23 protein-coding genes and 1 tRNA gene are annotated in these 25,485 nt (G+C 69.3%); 14 read left to right on the top strand and 10 right to left on the bottom strand.

The window, feature by feature from the left end:
- A partial coding sequence (locus ABI385_RS03975) for a zinc ribbon domain-containing protein (RefSeq protein ID WP_348102442.1) occupies positions 1-623 on the top strand: 623 nt, incomplete at its 5' end.
- Here ABI385_RS03975 and ABI385_RS03970 read toward each other — a convergent pair.
- Together ABI385_RS03970 and ABI385_RS03965 are read right to left on the bottom strand one after the other, a co-directional pair.
- Positions 605-689 (bottom strand) — tRNA-Leu (locus tag ABI385_RS03970). The two genes, ABI385_RS03975 and ABI385_RS03970, sit on opposite strands and share 19 nt — an antisense overlap.
- A 146-nt stretch (positions 690-835) precedes the next feature.
- Entirely contained in the window at positions 836-2,143 is a 1,308-nt protein-coding gene (locus ABI385_RS03965; RefSeq protein ID WP_348102441.1) for an alpha-hydroxy-acid oxidizing protein, read from the bottom strand.
- 90 nt (positions 2,144-2,233) lie between these two features.
- Here ABI385_RS03965 and ABI385_RS03960 point away from each other — a divergent pair, with 90 nt between their 5' ends.
- The 4 genes from ABI385_RS03960 (at position 2,234) to ABI385_RS03945 (ending at position 7,279) form a co-directional block, all read left to right on the top strand.
- Positions 2,234-3,652, top strand: a complete 1,419-nt coding sequence (locus tag ABI385_RS03960; RefSeq protein WP_348102440.1) for an MFS transporter — start codon at positions 2,234-2,236, stop codon at positions 3,650-3,652.
- 69 nt (positions 3,653-3,721) lie between these two features.
- A complete protein-coding gene (locus ABI385_RS03955) occupies positions 3,722-3,931 on the top strand; it encodes a hypothetical protein (RefSeq protein ID WP_348102439.1) in 210 nt (69 codons plus the stop codon).
- A 13-nt stretch (positions 3,932-3,944) separates the two neighbouring features.
- Positions 3,945-6,077 (top strand): phosphate acetyltransferase, encoded by a 2,133-nt coding sequence (gene pta / locus ABI385_RS03950; RefSeq protein ID WP_348102438.1) that lies wholly within the window; start codon positions 3,945-3,947, stop codon positions 6,075-6,077.
- Complete coding sequence (locus ABI385_RS03945) at positions 6,074-7,279, top strand: acetate kinase (protein ID WP_348102437.1); 1,206 nt, start codon at positions 6,074-6,076, stop codon at positions 7,277-7,279. The genes pta and ABI385_RS03945 overlap by 4 nt, the downstream gene beginning before the upstream one ends.
- Here ABI385_RS03945 and ABI385_RS03940 read toward each other — a convergent pair.
- Positions 7,269-7,733, bottom strand: a complete 465-nt coding sequence (locus tag ABI385_RS03940; RefSeq protein WP_348102436.1) for a peroxiredoxin — start codon at positions 7,731-7,733, stop codon at positions 7,269-7,271. The two genes, ABI385_RS03945 and ABI385_RS03940, sit on opposite strands and share 11 nt — an antisense overlap.
- 158 nt (positions 7,734-7,891) lie before the next feature.
- Between ABI385_RS03940 and ABI385_RS03935 the strand changes: the two genes are divergently transcribed.
- The 3 genes from ABI385_RS03935 to ABI385_RS03925 all read left to right on the top strand — a co-directional run bounded on the left by ABI385_RS03935 (position 7,892) and on the right by ABI385_RS03925 (position 9,754).
- Entirely contained in the window at positions 7,892-9,169 is a 1,278-nt protein-coding gene (locus ABI385_RS03935) for an MFS transporter (protein ID WP_348102435.1), read from the top strand.
- 70 nt (positions 9,170-9,239) lie between these two features.
- Complete coding sequence (locus ABI385_RS03930; RefSeq protein WP_348102434.1) at positions 9,240-9,452, top strand: hypothetical protein; 213 nt, start codon at positions 9,240-9,242, stop codon at positions 9,450-9,452.
- On the top strand, positions 9,449-9,754 hold the full coding sequence (locus tag ABI385_RS03925; protein WP_348102433.1) for a DUF3037 domain-containing protein: 306 nt from the start codon (positions 9,449-9,451) through the stop codon (positions 9,752-9,754). The genes ABI385_RS03930 and ABI385_RS03925 overlap by 4 nt, the downstream gene beginning before the upstream one ends.
- Positions 9,755-9,801: 47 nt before the next feature.
- Here ABI385_RS03925 and ABI385_RS03920 read toward each other — a convergent pair whose 3' ends face one another.
- The 5 genes from ABI385_RS03920 to ABI385_RS03900 form a co-directional block, all read right to left on the bottom strand.
- Positions 9,802-10,629, bottom strand: coding sequence for an RNA methyltransferase (locus tag ABI385_RS03920; protein WP_348102432.1), 828 nt, complete (start codon positions 10,627-10,629; stop codon positions 9,802-9,804).
- Positions 10,629-11,468 (bottom strand): sulfite exporter TauE/SafE family protein, encoded by an 840-nt coding sequence (locus ABI385_RS03915; RefSeq protein ID WP_348102431.1) that lies wholly within the window; start codon positions 11,466-11,468, stop codon positions 10,629-10,631. Before ABI385_RS03915 ends, ABI385_RS03920 begins: the two co-directional genes overlap by 1 nt.
- A gap of 60 nt (positions 11,469-11,528) precedes the next feature.
- Positions 11,529-12,743, bottom strand: coding sequence for an SPFH domain-containing protein (locus ABI385_RS03910; RefSeq protein ID WP_348102430.1), 1,215 nt, complete (start codon positions 12,741-12,743; stop codon positions 11,529-11,531).
- A 110-nt stretch (positions 12,744-12,853) separates the two neighbouring features.
- Entirely contained in the window at positions 12,854-13,318 is a 465-nt protein-coding gene (locus ABI385_RS03905) for an NfeD family protein (RefSeq protein WP_348102429.1), read from the bottom strand.
- Between the two features lie 85 nt (positions 13,319-13,403).
- Complete coding sequence (locus ABI385_RS03900; RefSeq protein WP_348102428.1) at positions 13,404-14,198, bottom strand: ABC transporter ATP-binding protein; 795 nt, start codon at positions 14,196-14,198, stop codon at positions 13,404-13,406.
- A gap of 55 nt (positions 14,199-14,253) precedes the next feature.
- Between ABI385_RS03900 and ABI385_RS03895 the strand changes: the two genes are divergently transcribed.
- Positions 14,254-15,018 carry a hypothetical protein gene (locus ABI385_RS03895; protein ID WP_348102427.1) on the top strand — a complete coding sequence of 255 codons (765 nt, stop codon included), beginning with the start codon at positions 14,254-14,256 and terminating at the stop codon, positions 15,016-15,018.
- On the opposite strand, the gene glgA is transcribed toward ABI385_RS03895, so the two are convergent.
- Positions 15,015-16,205 (bottom strand): glycogen synthase, encoded by a 1,191-nt coding sequence (glgA, locus tag ABI385_RS03890; protein ID WP_348102426.1) that lies wholly within the window; start codon positions 16,203-16,205, stop codon positions 15,015-15,017. The two genes, ABI385_RS03895 and glgA, sit on opposite strands and share 4 nt — an antisense overlap.
- Positions 16,206-16,282: 77 nt before the next feature.
- On the opposite strand from glgA, the gene glgC reads away from it, so the two are divergent.
- The 5 genes from glgC to cphA all read left to right on the top strand — a co-directional run bounded on the left by glgC (position 16,283) and on the right by cphA (position 23,593).
- Positions 16,283-17,536: a glucose-1-phosphate adenylyltransferase gene (glgC, locus tag ABI385_RS03885; protein WP_348102425.1), complete on the top strand. Its 1,254-nt coding sequence runs from the start codon at positions 16,283-16,285 to the stop codon at positions 17,534-17,536.
- A gap of 5 nt (positions 17,537-17,541) precedes the next feature.
- A complete protein-coding gene (locus ABI385_RS03880; protein ID WP_348102424.1) occupies positions 17,542-18,363 on the top strand; it encodes an LLM class F420-dependent oxidoreductase in 822 nt (273 codons plus the stop codon).
- Between the two features lie 83 nt (positions 18,364-18,446).
- Entirely contained in the window at positions 18,447-19,721 is a 1,275-nt protein-coding gene (gene serB / locus ABI385_RS03875) for a phosphoserine phosphatase SerB (RefSeq protein WP_348102423.1), read from the top strand.
- 9 nt (positions 19,722-19,730) lie between these two features.
- Positions 19,731-20,657, top strand: a complete 927-nt coding sequence (locus ABI385_RS03870) for a cyanophycinase (RefSeq protein WP_348102422.1) — start codon at positions 19,731-19,733, stop codon at positions 20,655-20,657.
- Positions 20,658-20,719: 62 nt separating this feature from the next.
- A complete protein-coding gene (gene cphA, locus ABI385_RS03865) occupies positions 20,720-23,593 on the top strand; it encodes a cyanophycin synthetase (protein ID WP_348102421.1) in 2,874 nt (957 codons plus the stop codon).
- Between the two features lie 59 nt (positions 23,594-23,652).
- Here cphA and ABI385_RS03860 read toward each other — a convergent pair.
- On the bottom strand, positions 23,653-25,485 hold a 1,833-nt coding region (locus ABI385_RS03860; protein ID WP_348102420.1), incomplete at its 5' end, for a tetratricopeptide repeat protein.

Here is a 25,485-nt window from a genome sequence, read left to right as displayed (position 1 = left end):
GGCTGCTGTTTTGCTCGCTCTGCGGGCGGCGGATGGAAGGCGCCTGGCGAGCCAACCGGGCACTCGGGTCGGGTCGGGTGTTGTACAGGTGCGTCGTCAAACAGAATCGCGCCCTCGCCGAAGGGCGCATGCACCCATCGTCGGTATACGTGAGGGAGGACGCCATCTTGCCCCGCCTCGACGAGTGGATTGAGTCCCTAACGACAGCGGAGGCCCTTGAGGGCGACCAACACCCGTCCTCTCACAACGCGGCCGTCGACGGCCTCAAACTCCAGGTGGCAGGGGTCGACCGCAAGATCACGGCACTTGTAGCCGCCATCGAGTCCGGTGCAGAACTTTCGCAGTTGACGGACCAACTCAAACGTCGGGCCAAAGAGAGGGACGGCCTTAAGGCCCAGCTTCAAGCTCTCCCTCACGAGAGACCTATGAGTACGGACGAATTGAGCGAAGCGATCGCCCATCTCGGAGGGATAGGACGACTGTTGTCGAGCGCCGACCCGGTCACGCGGCATCAGGTGTATGAGTCGCTTGACCTACGGCTGGAATATGACCCCGCAGGCCAGCGCATCTCCGCCACGGCGGGTCAGGCGTGTGTCTTTAATCGTGTCCGGAGGGGGACTTGAACCCCCACGCCCGATAAAGGGCACTAGCACCTCAAGCTAGCGCGTCTGCCATTCCGCCACCCGGACAGGGTGTGCAACGAGGGCCTCCACAGGCCGGCCACGGAGCCCCTCAGCGCGCCGAAACGGTAGCACGCAGCCCACCTGAACGACGAACCGGCGGGTCCCGTAACGAACCCTGTAGAGGGCCGGATCGGGCCCGCTTCAGGACCCGTTCAGGCCCGTCTGAGGATCGTGGGATCGAGCTCGGCGACGGAGCTCAACCCGCTCAGACCGAGAGTCAGATCGACCTCGGCGAAGAGGTTTTCCAGCACCGCCTGCACGCCCGCCGCCCCGTCGAGAGCAAGGCCATAGACGTGCGGCCGACCGACGGCGACGGCGGCCGCTCCGAGCGCGAGCGCCTTGACCACGTCGGCTCCGGACCGCACTCCGCTGTCCAGCAGCACCGGAATCGTCGTCGAGCCGGCCCCGCCGAGCGCCGCCACCACGTCGACGAGGGCATCCAGCGACCCGACCGCGCCGTCGACCTGCCGCCCACCGTGGTTCGACACCATCACTGCGGCGACGCCGAGGTCCCGGGCCCGGATTGCGTCGTCCGGGTGCAGGATCCCTTTGAGCACGACCGGCAGCGTGGTGCGCGAGGACAACGTCGCGATGTCGGACCAGGTCAAGGACGGCTTGGCAAAGATCGCCATGAACGTCTCGGCGGCTGCCCGTGGCAGCGGCGAGCGGAGGTTGTCGACGAACGGCCCGGGCGTCTCGCGCGCCATCGTCGCCAGCGTCCGCACCGCCCCGGCCGTGACCCGCGGTCGCGGCCCCGCGATGTCACGAGCTGCGCCACCATCGGCAACCCGCTCACGTACGAGCTCCTTGAACCTCGGGTCGGAGGTGTACTGCGCGATCCCGATCCCGCGGGCGAACGGCAGCGAACCCCGGTCGAGGTCCTGGGGCCGCCATCCCAGCATCGTCGTGTCGAGGGTCACGACCAGAGCCTCGGCGCCCATCCCCTCAGCCCGCCGGATGAACGAGTCCACGAGCGCCTCGTCGGTGCTCCAGTAGAGCTGGTACCAGCGCGGACTCGACCCCATCGCCGCGGCGGTCTCCTCCATCGGTGACGACCCCTGGCTCGACAGGATGTACGGCACACCGACGGCGGCAGCGGCGCGACCGATGAGGACGTCGGCGTGACGTCGCACCAACCCGGCCGCCCCGATCGGCGCCACCAGCAAAGGCGTTGGGAGGCTTCGGCCGAACAGTGAGACGGAAAGGTCACGATGCGAGACGTCGCGCAGGACCCGGGGCACGATCTGCCACCGCTCGTATGCCGCGCGGTTGGCCCTGAGGGTCGCCCCGTCGCCCGCTCCCCCGGCGACATACGCCCAGGCATCGCCGGACATCGACCGTCTCGCTGCGCCTTCCAGAGCTGTCGGGTCGGTCGGCACCTTCGGCCGGCGACCGAACGCCCCCGCACGATAGATCGCGTTCTGGCGCGCACGACCAGCGCCGACGGGACGGGCGTCCACGCATACCTCCTCGGCGAGGGACTGACACCGCACCGTACCCCCTTGCCGACCACATGCTCCGTCGCCGGACCCGGCTGCCAGACTGCAGGAATGGCGGGTGTTGAGCTCTCATCACCCGTGGGCCGCGGGATCGTCGCGGCCGCGGTCCTCGGCTCTGGCATGGCTATGCTCGACGGCACGGTCGTCAACATCGCGCTCGTCCGCATCGGACAGGACCTCGACGCGACCCTGGCGGAGCTGCAGTGGGTCACCAACGGGTACCTGCTCTCCCTCGCTTCGCTGATCTTGCTCGGCGGAAGCCTGGGTGACCGACTCGGGCGCCGGCGCGTCTTCGTCTGGGGGGTCGTCGGTTTCGCCGTCACGTCGGCCTTGTGCGGAATCGCGCAGAACCCCACGCAGCTGGTGGTGGGCAGGATCCTGCAAGGGGTCGCGGGGGCGCTGCTCACCCCAGGGAGCCTGTCGATGATCGAGGCGTCGCTCCGCAGTCAGGACCGAGCCAAGGCCATCGGGTCGTGGACCGGGCTGGGCGGCATCGCCTCGGCTATCGGTCCGTTCGTCGGCGGTTGGCTGGTGCAGTACGCCAGCTGGCGTTGGGTCTTCTTTCTCAACATCCCGCTCGCCGCGTTGACCGTGGTGCTGGCCCTGAGGTTCGTGCCCGAGTCACGGGACGAACAGGCGGGTGACGGGTTCGACGTCGTCGGCGCGGCGCTGGCCATCGGAGCCCTCGCCTTCACCACCTTCGCCCTCATCCAGTACGCCACGCTCGGCGCGGGAGCCACCATCGCGATCGTGTTCGTGGGAGTCGCCTTCGGAGCCGGCTTCGTGGTCGTCGAACGCCGCGCACACACACCGATGGTCCAGCCGTCCCTGTTCGCGTCGCGGCAGTTCAGCGCGGCGAACGCGATGACCCTGGTCGTCTACGGCGCGTTGGGCGCCGTGCTGTTCTTCCTCAGCCTGCAGCTGCAGGTGGTGGTCGGCTACGGGCCGCTGTTGGCGGGGGTGGCCACCCTGCCGATCACCGCCCTCATGCTGCTGCTCGCCGCCCGAGGCGGCGAGCTCGGGGCCCGGATCGGACCGCGCCTGCCGATGGCGCTGGGGCCGGCGGTGTGCGGCATCGGCGTCGCACTGCTGGCCTTCGTCGGACCTGACTCCGCCTACCTCACCGGGATTCTGCCGGGACTGACGATCTTCGGGCTCGGTCTCTGTCTGCTCGTGGCTCCTCTCACCGCGACGGTCCTCGCTGCTGCCCCTGACCGGTATGTCGGTGCCGCCAGCGGGGTCAACAACGCCGTCGCCAGGTCCGGCACCCTGCTCGCCGTCGCGGCGCTGCCGGCGCTCGTCGGCCTCGGTGGCGACGCCTACCGTGACCCTGAGCTGCTCAGCGCGGCATACCGGTCGGCCATGTGGCTGAGCGCCGGTCTACTCGTGGTCGGCGCCGTCGTGTCCTGGTCGCTGATCCGCAACACCCCGCAGAACGCCCCACTCTCGGACAGCGAGACCGACTCGTGACCACCCTGCCACCCCGGTGTCCGCCGTGACAGGATCGGCGTGAACGACAGCCGGCTACGAGGAGACCTCATGTCCACGACCCTGTCCGACACCACTGACCTCGGTACCTACTCTGACGAAGACCTCCGCCTGCTCGGCCACTGGGGGACCAGTCCCGGCCTGTCGATGATCTACGCGTTGCTCAACCGGTCGATCAGACGCACCGACTCCGACTGGGTCTACATCCGCGAGAATCTCATGGACATGCCAGAGGTCGCGGGCTGGACCTGGATGGGCTGACAGGCGGCAACGGGTGAGCGGCGAGGACGGCTCGGGAGCAGGCGCGGCGGCTCGAGGACGCAGTGTCTATCTGGCGTCCTCGGGTGGCCGTTCGGGCAAGTCGGCGGTCGCACTAGGCCTGCTCGACCAGCTGAGCCGCCGAGTGGGACGGGTCGGGGTCTTCCGGCCCATCATCAGGACGGCCGCCGCCGAGCAGGACCACGTGCTCGACCTGCTCCTGTCGCGTCTGGAGGCTCCGGGCACCGAGGCGACGGACGCCCTCACGGCCGCGGATGCCGCCGGGGTCTGCTACGACGACGTCCACCATGACCCCGAAGCCGCCATGTCGACTATCGTCGACCGCTATCACTGGGTGGCCGCGCGTTTCGACGCTGTCCTGGTGATCGGGTCCGACTACACCGATGTCGCCTCGCCGACCGAGTTCTCCTACAACGCGCGGATCGCCGCCAACCTCGACAGCCCGATGGTCCTGGTGGTCGCCGGTGACGGCCAAGCCCCCGAGCAGGTCCGTACAGCCGCCGACATCGCCGCCGAGGAGGCGCGGCACCATCACGCTTCGGTACTCGCAGTCATCGCCAACCGCGTTGCTCCGCAACGGCTCGAAGAGACCACCGCGGCGCTGCAGGGAGCTGCCGGGGACGCGCCGGCCTACGCCATCCCGGCCGAGCCGTTGTTGGACTCGACCACGGTTCGCGAGCTGATGACCGCGGTCGACGGATCCCTCGTGCACGGCGACGACGCGCTGCTCGACCGAGAGTCACCGGGCGTCCTGGTCGCCGCCATGACCATGCCGAACGTCCTCGAGCGGCTGTTCGAAGGATGCGTCGTCATCTCGCCCTCCGACCGTGCCGACGTTCTACTCGGGTTGCTCCTCGCCTATCCCGCCAAAACCTTTCCCTCGCCGGCGGCCATCGTGCTCAACGGCGGGCTCGAGCTCCCGGACTCCGTCTCGCGGCTCGTCGCGGGCCTCGACATCCACATCCCGGTGGTCACCTGCGCCGGAGGGACGATGTCCACCGCAGCAGCTTTTTATGCCGTCCAGCCGCGGCTGACGCGCGGTGCGGTACGCAAGATCGAGACGGCGCTCACGCTGTTCGACAAACACGTGGACGGAGCCGGCCTCCTCGACCGACTGGACGTGACGCCGACCGGTGTCGTGACGCCCCTGATGTTCGAACACCGGCTGATGGACCGGGCACGCGCGGCGGCCCGACACATCGTGCTGCCCGAGGGCGAGGAGCCGAGGATCCTCAAAGCTGCGGACCAGCTGCTGCGTCGAGAGGTCGTCCAGCTGACTCTGCTCGGCAGTTCGGACGGCATCCGCGCCAAGGCGTCGCAGCTCGGGCTGGACATTTCCCGTGCGACGCTGGTCGACCCGCACGACGAGCCGCTCCGCTCACGGTTCGCGCAGGAGTACGCCGCGCTGCGCGCGGACAAGGGTGTCACCATGGATCAGGCCTGGGACGTGGTCGTGGACCCGAGCTACTTCGGGACGATGATGGTGTTGGACGGCCTGGCCGACGGCATGGTCTCGGGGGCCATCCACACCACGGCCCACACGATCCGTCCCGCCCTCGAGGTGGTCAAGACGGCACCGGGGGTCACGATCGTCTCCTCGGTGTTCCTCATGTGTCTGCCTGACCGCGTGCTCGTCTACGGCGACTGCGCCGTCAACCCCGATCCCACAGCCGAACAGCTGGCCGATATCGCCATCTCGTCGGCCGCGACTGCTACCCAGTTCGGCATCGAGCCCCGCGTCGCAATGCTCTCCTACGCGACCGGCGGGTCGGGCAGCGGCGTAGACGTCGATAAAGTTCGTGCCGCGACGACTTTGGTTCGCTCCCGCGCACCCGAGCTGTCGGTCGAGGGCCCGATCCAGTACGACGCGGCGGTCGACATGGGGGTGGCCGCGACGAAGCTCAAGGACAGCCCGGTGGCGGGTCGTGCGACGGTGTTGATCTTCCCCGACCTCAACACCGGCAACAACACCTACAAGGCGGTGCAGCGCAGCGCCGGTGCCGTCGCGGTAGGACCGGTGCTCCAGGGACTGCGTAAGCCGGTCAACGACCTTTCCCGCGGCGCGCTCGTCGAGGACATTGTCAACACGGTGGCGATCACTGCCATCCAGGCCGAAGGCGGGTCATGACCGACGCTTCACAGACCGGTCGGGTCCTGGTGGTCAACGCCGGGTCCTCGTCCTTGAAGTACCAGCTCGTCGATGTGGCAAGCGGCGAGGCGCTGGCCAAGGGAAGCGTCCAGCGGATCGGCGAGGACGGCTCCACGACGACACACGAGGCTGGTGGCGAGACGCATACGAAGGAGGTGCAGGTCGCCTCACACGGCGCGGCGCTCGACGCCGTCGTGGCGGCGTTCCGCGAGCACGGACCAGACCTCGACCACGCAGACCTCGTCGCCGTGGGCCACCGGGTAGTCCACGGCGGTGACCGCTTCAGCGAACCCGTGGTCGTGACCGACGAGGTCCTCGCCGCTGTCGAGAAGCTCGAACCCCTTGCACCGCTGCACAACCCGGCCAACCTCGAGGGCATCAGGGTGGCGCGTGAACGTTTCCCCGGACTGCCGCAGGTCGCCGTGTTCGATACCGCCTTCCATCACAGCCTGCCGGCCGAGGCTTACACGTATGCCGTGCCTCCCGCCTGGCGCGACGACCTGGCGGTGCGCCGCTACGGCTTCCACGGCACGTCGTACGCCTACGTCTCGCGCCGCACGGCAGGGATGCTGACCCGGCCGGAGCAGGACATCAACGTCGTGATCCTCCACCTCGGGAACGGGTGCAGTGCGGCCGCGGTGGCGGGCGGGCGCAGCATCGACACGTCGATGGGCTTGACCCCTCTCGAGGGGTTGGTGATGGGAACCCGGTCGGGTGACATCGACCCGGGCCTGTTCGCTTTCATGGTGCGTTCGGGAATGTCCGTCGACGACGTCGACTCGGCCCTCAACCGCGAGAGCGGCCTGAAGGGCCTCACCGGCACCAACGACTTCCGTGAGGTGCAGGAGCTGGTCGATGCGGGAGATGCCGACGGGCAGCTGGGGTTCGAGGTCGCGGCATACCGGCTGCGGAAGTATGTCGGCGCCTATGCGGTCGCGCTCGGCCGCCTCGACGCCCTCGTCTTCACGGCCGGGGTCGGTGAGCACTCACCCCAGCTGCGGTCCGCCGTGTGCGAAGGCCTCGGCATTCTCGGGGTCGAGCTCGACGAGACGGCCAACACGGCACGGGTGTCCGGCGAGCGTCAGATTTCATCAGCGCGGAGTCGGGTCTCGGTGCTCGTCGTCCCCACGAACGAGGAGCTGGAGATCGCCCGTCAGGCGGCCGCCCTGGTCAGGCGTTGACCAGCCGTCGCAGCGACTGCAGTGCGCGGTCTGCGTGCGCGGTCATACTGATCTCGGACAGAAATACATCGGCGATCTGCTGGTCCTCGTCGATCACGAAGGTAGCTCGCTTGACCGGCGTGAAGTACTTGCGGCGAACCCCGTATGCCGTGGCGACCCGTCCGTGGAGGTCGGACAACACGGGGTAGTCGAGTCCCTCGCTAGCGGCGAACCGCTCCTGCGTCGCGATGTCGTCGACGCTGATCCCCACCCGGTGGGCGCCCACATGGCCAAACTCAGCCGCACGGTCGCGGAAGTGGCGGGCCTCCTTGGTGCACCCCGACGAACCGGCAATGGGGTAGAAGAACAGGGCGACCGGACCGCGTCTCAGCAACGTGCTGAGATCGTGCATCCGCCCGTCCTGGTCGGGGAGGTCGAAGTCAGGGGCACGGGTTCCGGCGGAGATCGTCTGCACGGAGGTTCTTCGGCGCCGGTCGTCGATCGGATGGGCCTCTGTGTCCAGGATCGCCCGTCAGGGGCGTCCGGAGCGGGGTTGCGCCGGGCCACGCGGGGCGTCCGCGGGGTCTACCCGATCCACGTTTAGACGTCATCCGGCTCACCTATGCTCCGCGGGTGACGTTCTTCCGGGACCTGGCCGCCCTGCTGCGGTTCTCCGGTTTTCGTCGTCTGTTCGCTGTGAGACTGCTGTCTCAGCTGTCGGACGGCGTGTTCCAGGTGGCCTTGGCGGCGACGGTCCTGTTCTCGCCCGAACGAGCCCCCTCGGCGGGTGCGATCGCCGCGGGCTTCGCCACCATCCTGCTGCCGTTCTCGGTCTTCGGCCCCTTCGTCGGCGTCTTCCTCGACCGGTGGTCCCGCCGCAGGATCCTGGTGCTGGCCAACGTCGCTCGAGCGGGGCTACTCGGGGTCGTGGCGTTGCTCGTCGGACGGCATGACGTGGGGTGGGCCTTCTACGTCGTCGTCCTCGCGGCGTTCTCGGTCAACCGGTTCGTCCTCGCCGGACTCTCCGCATCCCTGCCCCACGTGGTTTCCCGGGACCGGCTCGTCACCGCGAACGCCGTGTCGCCCACCTGCGGCACCCTGGCATACCTGCTCGGCTTGGCGGTCGGAGGTGGCATCCACGCCGCCACCCACAGCGACGCGGCGGTGATCCTGGCCGGCAGTGTGTTCTACCTCTTGTCCGCGCTGGTGGCCACCCAGCTCCCGCCACTCGGTCCCGACCTCGCCGATGCGGGCGCTGCGGTGCGGGCAGCCCTCGGCAACGTTGTCACGGGACTGACCGACGCGGCCAAGCACGTTCCTCCGCTCGGTCGTCTCGCGCTGACGATCGTCTCGGCCAGCCGGCTGCCCTACGGAGTGATGATCGTCGGGCTGATCCTGCTCTCCAGGAACCACCTGGCGGCGGGCAGCCCCGAAGGCGGGCTGGCCGGCGCCGGCGTCGTGGTCGGCGCATCCGGCCTCGGCTTCGGTCTGGCCGCCTTGCTGACGCCGACCCTGACCGCCCGGTGGGGCATGCAGCGCTACCTGTGCACCCTGGGGGTGTTCGGGGCCGTGATGCAGGTGTTTCCCTTGTCGCTGTTCTCGATGTGGGCCATCGCCGTCTCCGGCCTCGGCCTCGGCCTCGTCACCCAGGGCATCAAGATCTGCGTCGACACGACCGTCCAGCGGGTGGTGGGCGACGCCTTCCGAGGCCGTGTCTTCGTCATCTACGACGTGCTGTTCAACGCCGTGTTCGTGCTCGCCACGGTGATCGCGGCTCTGGTGATGCCTGCCGACGGACGCTCGTATGGCGTGCTGGCGGCGGCAGCGGTCTGGTACCTCGGCATCGCGGCCGTTGTCGCGAGACAGTGGCCCGGTCAGGTGCCCCAGCTCGCCGCCCACGCTGCTCACTAGCCAACCGGGTGCCCCTGCCCCCGTCGATCAGCGGTGGCCGAAGTTCCGGGGCGCCCGTCAGGGCGTCAAGGTGCTCGTCGCCGTTCCGTCCGCTGCTCACGACGAGCTGGCGAGCCGGCTCACCCCGTCGGTCCTGGCTGCGGTGGCCGACCTCGTCCCGGACGAGTGGCTCGAGACGACGCAGTGGCTCCAGTCCCCCGCAGACGCGCGCGACGCATACGTGGATCTCCTGTCGGCTCGGCTGGCTGACACGGGTGCCTGGCTTCCTCTGGCCTGCTCGTGATCGGGTACCAGCACGTCACGCTGCGCTGCGTTCCTCGAGTCGGCGCACCAGCTCGACTTCGCTCGCTCGACTCGCGGCTCGACGTCGCGATGGTCGACGACATGCTCTGCGCCGTGCAGGCGGTGTGCCGCGGCGACGAGGGCCGCGGCCTGCCACACCTCGAGGGCCTCGGTCGGCGGTTCGGCTGGCTGAGCGCGCCACGGTCGACGATCATCCAGCCGGGCCCCCGCCACGGGGGGCTCTGCTCAGACCCGGGAGTCGAGCTGAGCTGTCTCATGGAGGTGCTGGTCCGGTCCTCCTGACCGGGGTACCAGTTCGACTGGGAGGGCCGGAACAGCCTTCGAGTCATTCAGGTACGCAACGCCCACATGGCGACGGCAGCGGCCGCAGCGACGTTGAGCGAGTCGATCCCTGCGGCCATCGGGATCCGCACCGCGAGGTCGACGGCGGCCAGGGTGCGTCGGCCCAGACCGTCGCCTTCCGTGCCGAGGACGAGGGCAAGCCGTTCCGGAGGGTCCGCGGCCAGGTCGGCAAGATCCACGGCGGCGTCGCCCAGTGCGAGGGCCGCGACCGTGAACCCCGCGGCTCGCAGGCGTTCGACGCCTGCCGGCCAGGGGTCCACCCGAGTCCAAGGAACCTGGAACACCGCTCCCATCGAGACCCGGATCGACCTGCGGTAGAACGGGTCTGCGCATCTCGGAGTGACCAGAACGGCATCGGTCCCGAGCGCGGCGGCACTGCGGAACGCGGCACCGACGTTGGTGTGGTCGACGATGTCCTCGAGGACGAGCAGCCGGCGAGCGTTCGCCAGCACGTCGTCGAGGGACGGCAGTGCGGGTCGTGCCATCGAGGCGAGGGCACCGCGGTGCAGATGGAACCCCGTCAGGGACTCGAGCACGTCTGGCTCGCCGACCAGGACCGGTATGCCGGCCGCCTCCGCGCCGGCGACCACGTCGGACAGGTCCGTCAGCCAGCGCCGGCCCATGAGCAGCGAGCGCGGCCGGTGACCGGCCGCCAGCGCTCGCCGGATCACCTTTTCCGACTCCGCGACGTAAAGCCCGTTCGCCGGCTCGGACCGCCGGCGCAGCGCCACGTCGGTCAGCCCCAGGTAGTCGTGCAGCGGCGAAGCGGGGTCCGCAGCGCCTCGGACGTCGTCGGGGCCGACCGACAGCACCATCAGGGGAAGAACACGAGCTTGACGATAGCCACGACCCCGATGAAGATGATGAGCCCGCGGAGCACCCCCGCCGGTATGCGTCTGCCCACCCTGGCCCCGACAACGCCACCGAGCAGCGAGCCCACGCCGATCAGCAGCACGACCCGCCAGTCGATCGAGTCGCGCGCGAACAACACAAACGTGAGTGCCGCAACGGAGTTGACGACGAGGGCGAGCACGTTCTTGTAACCGTTGAGACGCTGGATCGGATCGGTGAGCAACGCCGAGAAGATGCCCATGAGCAAGACGCCCTGGGCCGCCCCGAAGTAGCCGCCGTACATCCCGGCAACGAGGACGCCCACCGACACCGCGGCCAGCCGCCCCCGCCCTACGGGAGCCTCGTCGGCCAGAGAGACCGCGTCCGATGCGTTCGACGGGTCGGCGCCCGCAGCTTGGGGTGCCAGCTCGCGTGCCCGCCGAGCCGCCCCCCGGCGCTGCAGCTGAGGACCGGCGAGCACCAGGACGAGGGCCAGCAGGATCAGGACCGGGACGATCGCCTTGAAGGCGGCCGCCGGCAGGACCAACAGCAGGCTGGCACCGATGACCGAGCCGACCAACGAGATCGGGACGAAGCGGAGCAGGGCCCGGGAGTGACCGCGCATCTCGGGGCGATATCCGAGAGCACCGCTCACCCCACCCGGGACAAGTCCGATGTTGTTGCTGACGTTCGCCGTCAGGGGCGGGATGCCGAGCACGAGGAGCGTGGGGAAGGTGATGAGCGAGCCGGACCCGACGATGGTGTTGATCACCCCCGCCGCGAAGCCCGCGGCCAGAATGGCCACGAGCTCGAGGACAGACACGCGAACACCATACCGACGGGCGCCCGGATCACCCGGGTGCCCGTCGGTGGATAGCTCAGGTCAGCGCGGCGGCTGCTGCCCGGGTGGCTGGGTCGGCGGAGCCGGCGCGACAGGCGCAACAGGCGCGACAGGCGGCACCGGGGATGCCGCCGCGATCGGGTCGACATCGGGTTCGGCTCCGACCGACTCGGCCGGGGGGATCGGCGAGGCGGCCTGGACCCACCCGGAGTTCTGCCGCATCGGGGATGCGTGCTGCGTGGCCTCGGCGCTGGCCTGGCCGGCCTGCCCGCGCGCTTCGGCGAGCGCCTTGGCCGGGTCCTCGAGCGCCGTGGCGGCGAAGGCGTCGTCCTCCGGCCCCGGGTCGACCCACTGGTCGTCCTCCGCGTCGACCTGCGCCTGGTTGCCGCCGAGCGCACCGCTGATGCCGCGCAGCGCGTCGGTGACCTCGCTCGGGATGATCCACATCTTGTTCGAGTCACCACGGGCGAGCTGCGGCAGCACCTGGAGGTACTGGTAGGCCAGCAGTCGCTGCGTGGGTTTGCCCCGGTGGATGGCGCCGAACACCTGCTGGATCGCGCGCGCCTGGCCCTGCGCCTCGAGGATCCGGGCCTGGGCCGAGCCCTCGGCGCGCAGGATGGAGGACTGCTTCTCACCCTCGGCGTTGAGGATGGCGGACTGCTTGACACCCTCGGCGTTGAGGATGGCGGCGCGCCGGTCACGCTCGGCGCGCATCTGCTTCTCCATCGAGTCCTGGATCGAGTGCGGCGGGTCGATGGCCTTGAGCTCGACGCGGTTGACGCGAATGCCCCAGCGGCCGGTCTCCTGGTCGAGCACGCCGCGCAGCTTGGTGTTGATCTGGTCACGCGAGGTCAGCGTCTGCTCGAGGTCGAGCGAGCCGATGACGTTGCGCAGCGTGGTCACCGTGAGCTGCTCGATGCCCATGATGAAGTTGGCGATCTCGTAGACCGCGGACTTGGCCTCCGTGACTGTGTAGTAGATGACGGTGTCGATGCTCACGACCAGGTTGTCGGACGTGATCACCGGCTGGGGCGGGAAGGTCACGACCTGCTCGCGCAGGTCGATGTTGGCCCGCACCTTGTCGACGAACGGCACGAGGAAGTGCATGCCGTCGTCGAGCGTGCGGCTGTAGCTTCCCAGTCGCTCGATGATCTGCGCGGTCTGCTGCGGGACGATGCGTACCGTCCGGAACACGACGACCAGCGCGAAGATCACCAGCAAGGCGACGACGATCAGGGTCACAACGCTGCCGTCCATGGCTTCTCCGTTCTGCCCCTCGCCTGTTCGGGCGAGTGGGCTTCAAATGCCCCGACCGGTCTGGCACGGGGCGGTAAGTCTTCGACGTCTGCTGGCGGCTCCCGGATCCCTCAGGCAGGACTGTCGTTGATGGCGTCGACGACACGCGTCACCAGTGCGGTGGCGCCGTCGATGCGCACGACACGCACCTCGTCACCCGGCTCGAGAAAGGCGGGGTCCGTCGTCTTGGCCGACCAGGTCGAGCCACCGATCGTGACGCGACCGTCGTGCTCGGTCACGGTTTCGACGACGACCGCCGACCGGCCGACGTAGCTCGCCGTGCCCATGCTGATGCCGGGAAGCTGGCTGTTGAAGCGACGCTGGGCCCAGGGTCGTACGGCTCCGAGCAAGACGCCGGAAACGGCCACGGCCGTGATCGCCTGCACGGGGAACCCAGCTCCCAAGGCCGCCGCGGCCGACCCGCCGAGAGCGCCGCCGGCCAACATGATGAAGACGAAGTCGACGGTCGCCGCCTCGATGGCAGCCAGGGCAAGAGCGACGCCGATCCAGGCCAGCCAGCCGTAGTTCTCGAGCACTGATGCCTCCTCCCCCGGACAGACCAGTGAGGTCTTCCCTCACCAGTGTGACGTGTGGGGCACCACGGTAGTTCCACGGGTCGTGTCAGGAGGAGGGCGGTGCGGCGCGGGCGGACCAGCGTTGTCCGTGCCGTTCGACGACCAGGGGCAGACCAAAGGTCTGGGACAGGTTCTCCTTCGTCAAGGTCAGCTCGAGCGGTCCCGCGGCGACGATCCTGCCCTCGCGCAGCAGCAGCACGTCGGTGAAGCCCGGCGGGATCTCCTCGACGTGATGGGTGACCAGCACGAGTGCGGGAGCCTCGGTGTCTGCGGCCAGCTCGCCGAGCCGCGCGACGAGGTCCTCACGGCCGCCGAGGTCCAACCCGGCGGCGGGCTCGTCGAGCAGCATCACCTCGGGATCCGTCATCAACGCCCGCGCGATCTGGACTCGTTTGCGCTCGCCTTCGCTGAGGGTCCCGTAGCGTCGCCCCGCCAGGTGGGCCACCCCGAGAGCGTCGAGCAGCTGCCTGGCTCTCGCGTGGTCCTGCTCGTCGTAGGACTCCCGCCAGCGGCCGACGATGGCGTAGGACGCAGTCACGACGACGTTGCCGACGACCTCGTCGGCGGGGATGCGCTCGGCGATGGCCGCGCTGCACAAGCCGATGCGCGGTCGGAGCTCGAACACGTCGACCGCCCCCAGTACCTCACCGAGCACGCCGGCGACTCCGGTGGTCGGGTGCATCCGCGCCGCTGCAAGCTGCAGGAGCGTGGTCTTCCCGGCACCGTTGGGTCCGAGGACGACCCAACGCTCGCCCTCCTCGACCTCCCACGTGATGTCGTCGAGGAGGGTAGTGGTCCCTCTGACGACGCTCACGCCGGCAAAGGCGAGGACGTCGCTCATGCGTTGCACCCTAGGACATGCCCCTCTGCCGGCATGCGACCCTAGAATCGACCGGGTGTCGGTCCTGCCCCTCTCGGTGCGGTTTGCCCTGTGGGGCACCGCTGCGCTGCAAGGCGTCTGCTCACCGCAGGACGCTGTCGAGGCGGCTCACCAGGACGTCGACGACGTGGCTGGAGACCCGGCCAGTCAGCTCGCCTCGTGGCGTGACTTCGGTGAGACGGCGCTGCTCGTCGCGCTCCCCCGCCCGGGCGACGCCGCCGGTATGCCACGCGCCGGCTTTGCGGAGATCGGCGCCGCCGCCGCCGCCGGCGAGTGCGTCTTCCTGGCCGGGTTCGGGGGGCTGCTCGTCCCCCACCTGTCGAGGTTCGGACCCATCGGAGACGAAGGCACCTTGGCGACCTGGACCGCATACGAGGCCGAACCCGTCCCCCGACACGAACTGGAGTCGCTGTCGCTCGGAGAGCTCGACCGTGAGCTGACGGTGGCGGTCTACGACAGCTCCGCCGCGTTGGAGCGCGTGGAGGGACGCCCCTGGTCGAGCGAGCCGCGAGGCCTGGCCGAACGACGACTCGCGCCGCGTGACCTCGACCTGCCGTCGGGCGTGTCGGGTCGCGCACTGCGGCTGCTGCTCTCGGCCGCCAGGGCCGCGGTGATCGTCGACGAGGGGCTGCGGCTCGCCGCCTCGGGACCAACGCTCGACCTCTTTTCGTCGGGGCGCCGCGAGTCCGGTCTGCGCGACCTGCAGCGGACGACAGGACGCGTGCTCGCCGGGGCGACGAACCTGGCGGTCATGGAGCTTGCCGACTGGCGACCTGCCTAGGCCAGCACCTGGTCGTAGACCTCCATCGTCTGGTCGCCGATCGTCGCCCACGAGAACGACTCGACGGCCCGGGTCCGACCGGCGAGGCCCATGTGCCGCGCCCGGTGCGGGTCGGTCACAGCCTCGGTGATGGCACCGGCGAGGTCGGCGACGAATGCGTCCGGGTCAACCGGGATACCCGTGCCGTCCTGGACCTGGTCGATCGGCACGAGCCAGCCGGTCTCGCCCGGGACGACGACCTCAGGTATGCCTCCCGTCGCCGTCGCAACGACAGGCAGCTCGCACGCCATCGCTTCGAGGTTCACGATGCCGAGCGGCTCGTAGACGGATGGGCACGCGAAAACCGTTGCTGCAGAGAGCAAGGCAACGACCTCGGCGCGCGGGAGCATCTCGGGGATCCAGACGACGCCGTCGCGTTGCGATCGCAACGTGTCCATCAGTCCTTCGACCTCGGCGAGGATCTCCTTCGTGTCCGGCGCACCTGCGCACAGCACCACCTGGACGTCCGGGGGCAGCGAGGCCACCGCCCGCAGCAGATAGGGAAGTCCCTTCTGGCGGGTGATGCGCCCGACGAAGATGACCGAGGGCTTGTCGGGGTCGACGCCGTGCTTGCGGACCACGTCCTCGTCCGGACGGCGTTGCCACAGCTGAGAGTCGATGCCGTTGTGCACGACGTGGACCCGATCGGGGTCGAGGGCGGGATAGCTACGAAGGATGTCGGTACGCATACCGGCGCTCACGGCCACTACTGCGGCCGCGCCCTCGTAGGACTCTCGCTCCGCGAACGACGAGACCTGGTAGCCGCCACCCAGCTGCTCAGCCTTCCACGGGCGCATCGGTTCGAGGCTGTGGGCGGTGACGACGTGCGGCATACCGCCGAGCATCGACGCGAGGTGCCCAGCGAAGTTGGCGTACCAGGTGTGCGAATGCACGAGGTCCGCTCCCACGCAGTCGGAGGCCATCGCCAAGTCGACGCCGAGGGTCTGCAGGGCGGGGTTGGCCGATGCGAGGTCGGGAAGATCGGGGTATGCGGTCGTGTCGGCCTCGTCACGCGGTGCGCCGAAGCATCGGACCTGGACCTCGACGTCACCGCGCTCGCGCAGCGCCCGGACCAGCTCGGCCACGTGCACACCGGCCCCTCCGTAGACCGCCGGCGGGTACTCCTTGGACAGGATGTCGACGCGCACGCTCGTGACCCTAGTCCTGGGGCACTCGGCGCCGACAGCCCTCGCCGCGACGTAGGCGGACCCTCTAGGTTTAGGGCATGGCGCGCAGGTCGCAAAATCCCAAGGTGCTCGCGATCGTCCTCGCAGGTGGGGAGGGCAAGCGGCTGATGCCCCTCACGGCGGACCGCGCGAAACCGGCGGTCCCCTTCGGCGGGATCTACCGGCTGATCGACTTCGCCCTGTCCAACGTCGTCAACTCCGGCTACCTCAAGGTCGTCGTGCTGACGCAGTACAAGTCGCACAGCCTCGACAAGCACATCACCGCCACGTGGCGGATGTCGACGCTGCTCGGCAACTACGTCGCGCCGGTGCCGGCACAGCAACGCGTGGGCAAGGACTGGTTCCTCGGAAGCGCCGACGCGATCTACCAGAGCCTCAACCTCATGCACGACGAGAAGCCGGACATCGTCGTCGTCGTGGGCGCCGACCACGTCTACCGCATGGACTTCTCGCAGATGGTCGACCAGCACGTCGAGACGGGTGCGGGTGTGACCGTGGCGGCGATCCGGCAGCCCATCTCGCTCGCCGACCAGTTCGGCGTCATCGAGGTCGACGACGCCGACCCGCGCAAGATCGGACAGTTCCTCGAGAAGCCCAAGAACCCCAAGGGCCTCGCTGACAGCCCCGACGAGGTGCTGGCGTCGATGGGCAACTACGTCTTCGACGCCGACGTCTTGATGGACGCGGTCACCAGCGACCACGACCTCGACGGCAGCAAGCACGACATGGGCGGCGACATCGTGCCGGCCTTCGTCGACAAGGGCGAGGGCTACGTCTACGACTTCAAGGACAACGACGTTCCGGGCGCCACCGAACGGGACCGGGGTTACTGGCGTGACGTCGGCACGATGGACGCCTACTTCGAGGCCAACATGGACCTCATCTCGATCCATCCGATCTTCAACCTCTACAACTACGAATGGCCGATCTACACCAATACCGGCTATCTGCCGCCCGCGAAGTTCGTGCACGGTCACGGCGACCGGGTCGGCGAGGCGCTGAACTCGGCCGTCTCCCCGGGTGTCGTGATCTCCGGGGGGCAGGTCAACGGTTCGGTGCTGGCGCCGCGGGTCAAGGTGCACAGCTACGCGACGATCGTGGACAGCGTCATCCTCGACAGCGTCACCGTGGGCCGCTACGCGACGATCCGCCGCGCGATCATCGACAAGTACGTCGAGGTCCCCGAGCACACCATGATCGGGATCGACCACGACCACGACCGGGCGCGCGGCTTCTACGTCAGCGAGGGTGGCATCGTCGTCGTCGGCCGGGGCCAGAAAGTGACCGTCTGAAGCGTATGCCTGCCGACCCTGCCACCCCCACCCGCATCGCCGTCCAGATCCAGCCACAGCACACCGACTACCCCGCCATCCGCCGGCTGTGCGCCACCCTCGAACAGATGGGCGTCGACGTCCTGCTCAACTGGGACCACTTCTTCCCGCTGGCGGGCGATCCCGACGGCCGGCACTTCGAGTGCTGGACCATGCTCGCCGCCTGGGCCGAGGCGACCGAGCGGGTCGAGATCGGCGCGCTGGTCACCTGCAACAGCTATCGCAACCCCCACCTGCTCGCCGACATGGCACGCACGGTGGACCACATCAGCGAGGGACGACTGATCCTCGGGATCGGCTCGGGCTGGTTCGAGCGCGACTACGACGAGTACGGGTACGAGTTCGGCACGGCAGGTGGTCGGCTCGATGCCCTGGACCGTGACCTCCCGATCATCCGAGACCGATGGACGAGGCTGAACCCGCCACCCACCAGGGCGATTCCGATCCTGATCGGCGGCGGAGGCGAGAAGAAGACCCTGAGGATCGTCGCCCAGCACGCGACGATCTGGCACGGCTTCGGCGACGCGGAGACGATCGCGCACAAGCACGAGGTGCTCGACTCGTGGTGTGCGCGCGTCGGCCGCGACCCCGCCGAGATCACCAGGTCCGCCGGCGTCGCGCCCACGCCTGGACGGACCCGCGAGCAGATCGACAGCTACGCCGAGAACGCCCAAGCCTTGTACGACGTCGGCACCCGGCTGTTCACCGTCGGCCTCTCCGGTGAGGAGTACGACCAGCTCGACCGGGTCCGCGAGCTGCTCGCCTGGCGCGACGACGTCAACCGCTGACAGCGAGAACCGGCGTCGAGCCAGGGTGACCGGATCCCGGACCTGGCGTCCCGGCATACGGACGCCGTCGGTAGCCTGTCGAGGTGTCCGAGGAGCCCCTCCCCCAGCAGGACGAGGAGACCCTCCTCGTCACGTTGTCGGGTGATGACCGGCCGGGCGTGACGAGCACCTTGTTCGACGCGATCGCGGGCGTGGGTGCCGAGGTGCGCGACCTCCAGCAGGTCGTCGTGCGTGGGCACCTCACTCTGGCCATGCTGTTGGCCGCAGGTCCGCAGACCGACCAGCTCGACACCGTCATCCGTCGCGTGGCGCACACACTCGACCTCAAGGCCAAGATCCGGCGCGGCACTGGTGACGCCCCACATCGGGCCGCCGGACGGGCGGCCGTCGTCGTCATCGGTGCTCCCCTGGGCGCCGGCGCCGTCGCCGCCATCTCGGCGCGAGTCGCCGGGCACGGTGCCAACATCGACCGGATCCGGCGCCTGTCCCGCTATCCCGTCACCACCATCGAGCTCGACGTCTCCGGGGCCGAGGTGCCGAGGCTGCGCCGCGAGCTGGCGCTCGAGGCCGCGGCGCACGGCGTCGACATCGCCGTGTCGGCCGGTGGCCTGGACCGGCGCGGTCGCCGCCTCGTGGTCATGGACGTCGACTCGACGCTGATCCAGCAGGAGGTGATCGAGCTGCTGGCCGACCGTTGTGGTCGCGGCCCCGAGGTCGCCGCCGTGACCGAGCGGGCGATGCGAGGGGAGCTGGACTTCGCCGAGTCGCTGCGCGAGCGCGTCGCCACACTCGAGGGGCTCGACGTCGCCGTCCTCGACGACGTCCGCCGGTCGGTCGTGCTCACCCCAGGTGCCCGTACGCTCGTGCGCACCCTCACGCGGCTCGGCTTCACCGTTGCGTTGGTGTCCGGTGGGTTCGCCGAGATCGTCGAGCCGATCGCGGCCGACCTCGGGATCGACCTGGTCGAGGCCAACCACCTCGAGGTCGCGCACGGTCGGCTGACCGGACGGGTCACCGGCGACGTGGTCGACCGCGCCGGCAAAGAGCGGGCGCTGCGCCGGTTCGCCGCCGAGGCCGGTCTGCCGATGTCCCGGACAGTGGCTGTGGGAGACGGTGCCAACGACCTCGACATGCTCGCCGCTGCCGGTCTCGGGGTGGCGTTCAACGCCAAACCGGTTGTCCGCGAACAGGCGCACGCCGCTGTGAACGTGCCCTACCTCGACGCGGTCCTGTTCCTGCTCGGCATCACTCGCGAGGAGATCGAGGATGCCGACGCGGCCGACGGCACCCCCACCCCCGCCCCGCCGGTGCCGACTTCGCCAGCCCTGCCAACCCGGTTCGACCCGGTGTCCTCCTAAGGTGGGTGCGTGGCACTGAGCGCGGCGGGTACGCCGGAACCGGGCCGACCACCCCGTCGCACCTTGTTCGTCATCGGGGGTGCCGAGGACAAGCTGGGTCGTTCCGTGGTGCTCAAACGGTTCGTCCGGTTGGCCGGCGGGCGTCAGTCGCGGATCGTCATCATCCCCACCGCGTCCTCGTTCGTCGATGAGGTGGCCGAGAGCTACCGGTCGGTGTTCACCAGGTTGCGTGCCGGAGTCGACATCGAGGTCGTCCACGCACCCTCCCGCGCCGCCGCCCGCGACCCGTCCCTCGTCGAGCGGCTCGACAAGGCGACCGGTGTCTTCATCTCCGGTGGCAGCCAGCTCAAGCTGGGCCAGTTCCTCGTGGGCACACCCGTCGGCGACGCGATCCACGCGGCATACCAGCGGGGAGCAGTCATCGCCGGCACCTCGGCGGGCGCCTCGATCATGAGCCGGTTCATGATCTCGCTCGGCGACGAAGGCCTCACCCCCCGCCAGCGCAGCAGCCAGATCACGGCCGGACTGGGACTGCTCGAGGGGGTGATCGTCGACCAGCACTTCGACCAGCGGGGTCGCTACGGTCGGCTGCTCTCGCTCGTCGCCAACTCGCCCAACCTGCTGGGGATGGGCATCGACGAGAACACCGCGGTCGAGATCCGCGGCGGCCGGACCATGACCGTCGTCGGGTCCGGCGGGGTGTTCGTCGTCGACGCCCGCAACGCGGTCACCGACGCCGCAGATGCACGCCGGGGTGCACCGCTGCTCGTGTCGGGCGCAGTGGTGCATTCGCTGCCCACGGGCGCTACGTTCGACCTCGAACACGTCGCCCTGACGAAGTTCGTCGAACGGCACCCCGACATCGAGGTCGCGGTGGCGTCCGCCAAGGACCGAGCAGCGCCACCCCTGGCCCGCACCAGGTCGCTCGAGCCCTGACGCCGCGCCCCGACCGGCTGCTTGTCACCAACCCAGCCACATCCAGGCACAGGAGGAACCCGATGGCCGCCGAGCGTCCCGCCCCGACAGGACCGCTCTCGCCCGACCTCACGATCGTCTCGTCGAAGGTCTACCGCGGCCCCAACTTATGGTCCTACGAACAGGCGGTCCACCTCGTGGTCGACCTCGGTGTGCTGGAGGGCTATCCGACTGACACGATCCCCGGGTTCACCGATGCGCTCGTCGAGACTCTCCCGGGGCTGAAGCGGCACCACTGCTCCCGAGGACACCAGGGCGGGTTCGTCGAACGGCTCCGCGAGGGCACCTGGGCGGGCCACGTCGCCGAGCACGTCGCACTGCAGCTGCAGACCGAGGCGGGTCACTACCAGTCGCGTGGGAAGACCCGCTCCGTCCGTGGGGAGCCGGGGCGCTACAACGTCATCTACGGCTACATCGACGAGTCGGTGGGGCTGGCGGCCGGTCGCCTCGCGGTGCGGGTCGTCAACCAGCTCGTTGCTCCCGAGCCCGACTTCGACTTCCAGACCGAGCTGAACGCCTTCATCCGTCAGGCCGAGCGCACCGCCTTCGGACCCTCGACCGCCGCGATCGTGGAGGAGGCCGTCAGCCGCGACATCCCGTGGATCCGGCTCAACAACGCCTCGCTCATCCAGCTCGGCCAGGGCGTGCACCAGCAGCGGATCCGGGCGACGATGACGTCCAAGACCGGTGCGCTGGCCGTCGACATCGCCGGTGACAAGGACCTGACGGCGACATTGCTGGGGTCGGCCGGGCTCCCGGTCCCTCGCCAAGCCGCCGTTCGGTCCCTGCAGGGCGCCGTCGAGGCCGCGGACCGGATCGGGTTCCCGTTGGTCGTCAAGCCACTCGACGGCAACCATGGACGAGGGGTATGCCTGGACCTGAAGTCGCAGGCAGACGTCGAGAAGGCGTTCGACATTGCCAAGGCCGAGTCGAAACGCGGCACGATCATCGTCGAGTCGTTCGTCACCGGACGTGACTACCGGTGCCTCATCGTCGGCGGCCGGATGCAGGCGATCGCCGAGCGAGTACCCGCGCACGTCGTCGGCGACGGGACGCACACGGTGCGCGAGCTCGTAGACATCACCAACTCCGATCCGCGTCGCGGTGTCGGACACGAGAAGGTGCTGACCCGGATCAAGGTGGACCCGGCGGCCGAGGAGGTGGTGGCGGCCCAAGGCCACACGCTGGAGGCCGTCCCGCCTGCCGGCGAGATGGTGCGGCTCGCCCTCACCGGCAACATGTCCACCGGTGGGATCTCCGTCGACCGGACCTTCGACGCGCACCCGGACAACATCGAGATCGCCGAGGAGGCCGCCCGCATGGTGGGCCTCGACGTCGCCGGCATCGACTTCATCTGCCCCGACATCGCCTCCCCGGTCCGGGAGACCGGCGGGGCCATCGTCGAGGTGAACGCGGCACCCGGGTTCCGGATGCACACGCACCCGACCGTCGGCGTGCCCCAGTTCATCGCCAAGCCTGTCGTCGACCTGCTCTTCCCGCCCGGCTCCCCGTCGCGGGTCCCGATCGTCGCGGTCACCGGCACGAACGGCAAGACGACGACGTCGCGGATGATCGCCCACATCTTCAAGGGTCTGGGCCGCAAGGTCGGGATGACCTCGACCGACGGCATCGTCATCGACGAACGTCTGGTTATCAAAGCCGACGCCTCCGGCCCCAAGTCCGCTCGGATGGTCCTGCAGAACCCGCGCGTCGACTTCGCGGTCATGGAGGTCGCCCGGGGTGGGATCATCCGCGAGGGCCTCGGCTACGACCGCAACGACGTCGCGGTCGTCACCAACGTGGCGCCCGACCACCTCGGCCTCGGTGGCATCAACACCCTCGAACAGCTTGCCGCGGTCAAGGCCGTCATCGTGGAAGCTGTCCCCCGCAATGGTTTTGCCGTCCTCAACGCCGATGACCCGCTGGTGCGCAACATGCGGCGGCGGTGCTCGGGCGAGGTCATCTGGTTCTCGTTGGAGTACCCCGGGTCGGACACGCGCGAGTACATCGAACGGCACTGTCGACGTGGCGGCCGGGCCGTCGTCCTCGACCAGACCGACCGTGGCGACATGATCGTGATCAAGCACGGGCGACGCAGCATGCAGCTGGCCTGGACCCACCTGCTACCGGCCACCTTCGGTGGAGCGGCCCGTTTCAACGTCGCCAACGCGCTGGCCGCCACCGGGGCGGCGTTCGCAGCCGGGGCGCCGCTGCACGACATCCGCCAGGGCCTGCGCACCTTCACCACGAGCTACTACCTCTCCCCCGGACGGATGAACCTCCTCGACGTGGGCAACGTCGAGGTCTTCATCGACTACTGCCACAACGCCGCCGGTATGCGTGCCATCGGGGAGTTCGTCGACATCTACAGCGCCAACAATGCTGGTCGGACCGAGCTCGGCAAGAGCTCGCGCATCGGGATGATCGGCGCCGCCGGCGACCGTCGGGATGACGACATCCGGGAGCTGGGTTCCGTTGCAGCGCAGCACTTCGACGTCATCGTCGTCCGAGAGGACGACCGCCTGCGCGGGCGCAAGGCGGGCGCGACCGCTCAGCTGGTCGCCGACGGGGTCCGCGCCGCGATGGCCGATGGCGCCCGGTGCCGTCAGGTGGAGATCGTGCTTGACGAAATCGACGCCCTCAACCATGTCATGGCGCGGGCCAACCCGGGCGACCTCGTGATGATGTGTGTCGACAAGCACGCCGCGGTCGCCGCCGAGCTCGAGAACCGGATGCACAGCGCGCAGGCGGGCGCCCACTCCAACGAGTTCGTCGGGGACCCCGACCTGGACCCGTCGAGCCTGCAGATCACGGCGTCGGCGGAGGGTCAGGAGGCGGAGGTCGAGGCGATCGTCGCCGACGCCGAGGCGGCCGAGTCCGGTGTGGCCCAGGCCTGACGGGGCAGCGTCGCACCAGTAAGTGAACGGCCGGTGAAGGGTCGGTGCAGGGCGGACGGTCAGTGGAGAGGGTCTGCCGACCGCGCCTCGTCGGCGTACGCGTGCAAGGCCCGTCGGTAGGCCGCCGAGTCCTCGTCGGTGGCGTGGTCGACGAGGGAGTCGACCAGCCCGGCGACGGCGTCCTGGGGCCGTCCCGCGTCCAACAGGACCAACGCGCGGAAGGCAGCCACCGACGCGCTGCCGGGATGTGTGACGTCGACCTCGTCGAGCAGGAGCAGCGCCGCGTCCAGCTCGCCGAGCAACCGAAGGGTCGAGGCTGCCTGGATCTGCGCACGGTGCCGGTGCGGTTCGCGCAACCGCAACGCCAGCGCCTCCCGGTAGTAGGGCAGGGCAGCACCGGGCTCGCCCGCGGCATCGAGCGCGCTGGCGCGCTCGAACACCAGGCGAGGGTCGCCGGGGCTGGTCGCCCACAGCCGCTCGACCACGGTCACCCGTTCCTGCGTGTCGTCGATGGCCCACATCTCGGCGATCTCGGTCTCCAGCTCGTGTTCTCCCCGGGCCCGGACAACCTTTCGCCGGATAGTCCTCGGATCGTCGACGGTTGCGCCTCGGCCGCCGAGCCACTCCTGCACGGCGGGTAGCTGGTCGTGACACATGAAGGCCACGACGTCACCGTCGGCCAGTGTGGGGAGCAGTCCCTCGATCCCTTCCATCTCGCCGGCGTAGGACTCCACCTCGGTGACTCCGACGCGGGAGAGTCCGGCGCGGAGCAGCTCGTCGATGTCCTCGACGGTTCGGCCCCGCAGGTACTTGGGCTTGTGCGCCAGGATGACATGGTCGGACCCCTTGCCGGCGATCTCGCCCAGCCCCTCCAGCGCCTCGTCAGGCCGGTCACCGGTGCCGCCGAGACCAACGTGGACCCGGGCCCCGGGCGCCCGCAGGCCGTGCGCAACCTCGAGTAGCGCCTCGAGGCTGGCTTCGTTGTGAGCCATGTCGAGGATGACGCTCGCCGAGCCGCCGGTCTCCAAGGGCAGCGAGTAGGTGTTGAGACGCCCCTCGTTGAGCACCGGGTCGGGAGCGAACGTCCGCAGGCCCTCCACGACGGCAGCGCGTGGCATACCGAGTCCGAGTGCGGCGGCCGCCGCGGCGAGCGCGTTGGCGGTGTTGTACCGCGACAGTCCGAAGAGGGTGACCGGGACGTCCACGATCTTCACCAGGCGGTCCGGGTCTGCGTTGGGGGTCAGGACCACGATCTCTCCGTCTAGGACAGTCACTCCACGCCCGCCGACGCCGATGGACTCGCGCAGGGCGGGGGCGTCCGGGTCCACGCTGAACGCCCATGGCCGGGCCTTGATCCGGTGCCGCATGGACCAGACTCGCGGGTCCTCGCCGTTGAGCACTACCCAACCGTCGGCCTTGGTCACCGTCGTCACGATGGCCTTGACCTCGGCGAGCTGGTCGAGGGTGTCGATGCCCTGCAGACCAAGATGGTCGGCAGTGACATTGGTGACCACGCTGACGTTGTTGCTCGCAACACCCATACCCCGCAACAGCATTCCGCCGCGAGCGGTTTCGAGGACGCCAACCTCGAGGCCCGGCGTCTCGAGCACCGCGCGCGCTCCGGCGGGGCCGGAGAAGTCCCCCGCCTCGACCGTCTCGCCCATGACCACGACACCGGAGGTGGAGCTCCAGGCGGTGCGCAGCCCGGCGGTCATCGCGATATGGGCAATGAGGCGGGTCGTCGTCGTCTTGCCGTTGGTGCCGGTGACCGAGACGACCGGCACGGACGGTGTCGTCACGGCCGAGGCCGATCCGGGGGGTTCGCTACGGATGCCTTCAGCGATCGCGGTGAGGATCCGGTCCGGGGTGTCGGCACTGGGCTGCGGACCGTC

The organism is Lapillicoccus sp., from assembly GCF_039935575.1.
In the GTDB taxonomy this organism is placed as follows: Bacteria; Actinomycetota; Actinomycetes; order Actinomycetales; family Dermatophilaceae; genus Lapillicoccus.
The sequence above is the reverse complement of the archived record's forward strand: the minus strand, read 5'-3'. Positions and strand labels throughout refer to the sequence as shown.

Coding starts and splice junctions, on each gene's coding strand:
- cphA (WP_348102421.1), top strand. CDS start 20,720: ATGGCCGCCGAGCGTCCCGCCCCGACAGGACCGCTCTCGCCCGACCTC.
- ABI385_RS03910 (WP_348102430.1), bottom strand. CDS start 12,743: ATGGACGGCAGCGTTGTGACCCTGATCGTCGTCGCCTTGCTGGTGATC.
- ABI385_RS03955 (WP_348102439.1), top strand. CDS start 3,722: ATGTCCACGACCCTGTCCGACACCACTGACCTCGGTACCTACTCTGAC.
- ABI385_RS03880 (WP_348102424.1), top strand. CDS start 17,542: ATGCCTGCCGACCCTGCCACCCCCACCCGCATCGCCGTCCAGATCCAG.
- ABI385_RS03945 (WP_348102437.1), top strand. CDS start 6,074: ATGACCGACGCTTCACAGACCGGTCGGGTCCTGGTGGTCAACGCCGGG.
- ABI385_RS03960 (WP_348102440.1), top strand. CDS start 2,234: ATGGCGGGTGTTGAGCTCTCATCACCCGTGGGCCGCGGGATCGTCGCG.
- ABI385_RS03900 (WP_348102428.1), bottom strand. CDS start 14,198: ATGAGCGACGTCCTCGCCTTTGCCGGCGTGAGCGTCGTCAGAGGGACC.
- ABI385_RS03920 (WP_348102432.1), bottom strand. CDS start 10,629: ATGGTGCTGTCGGTCGGCCCCGACGACGTCCGAGGCGCTGCGGACCCC.
- glgC (WP_348102425.1), top strand. CDS start 16,283: ATGGCGCGCAGGTCGCAAAATCCCAAGGTGCTCGCGATCGTCCTCGCA.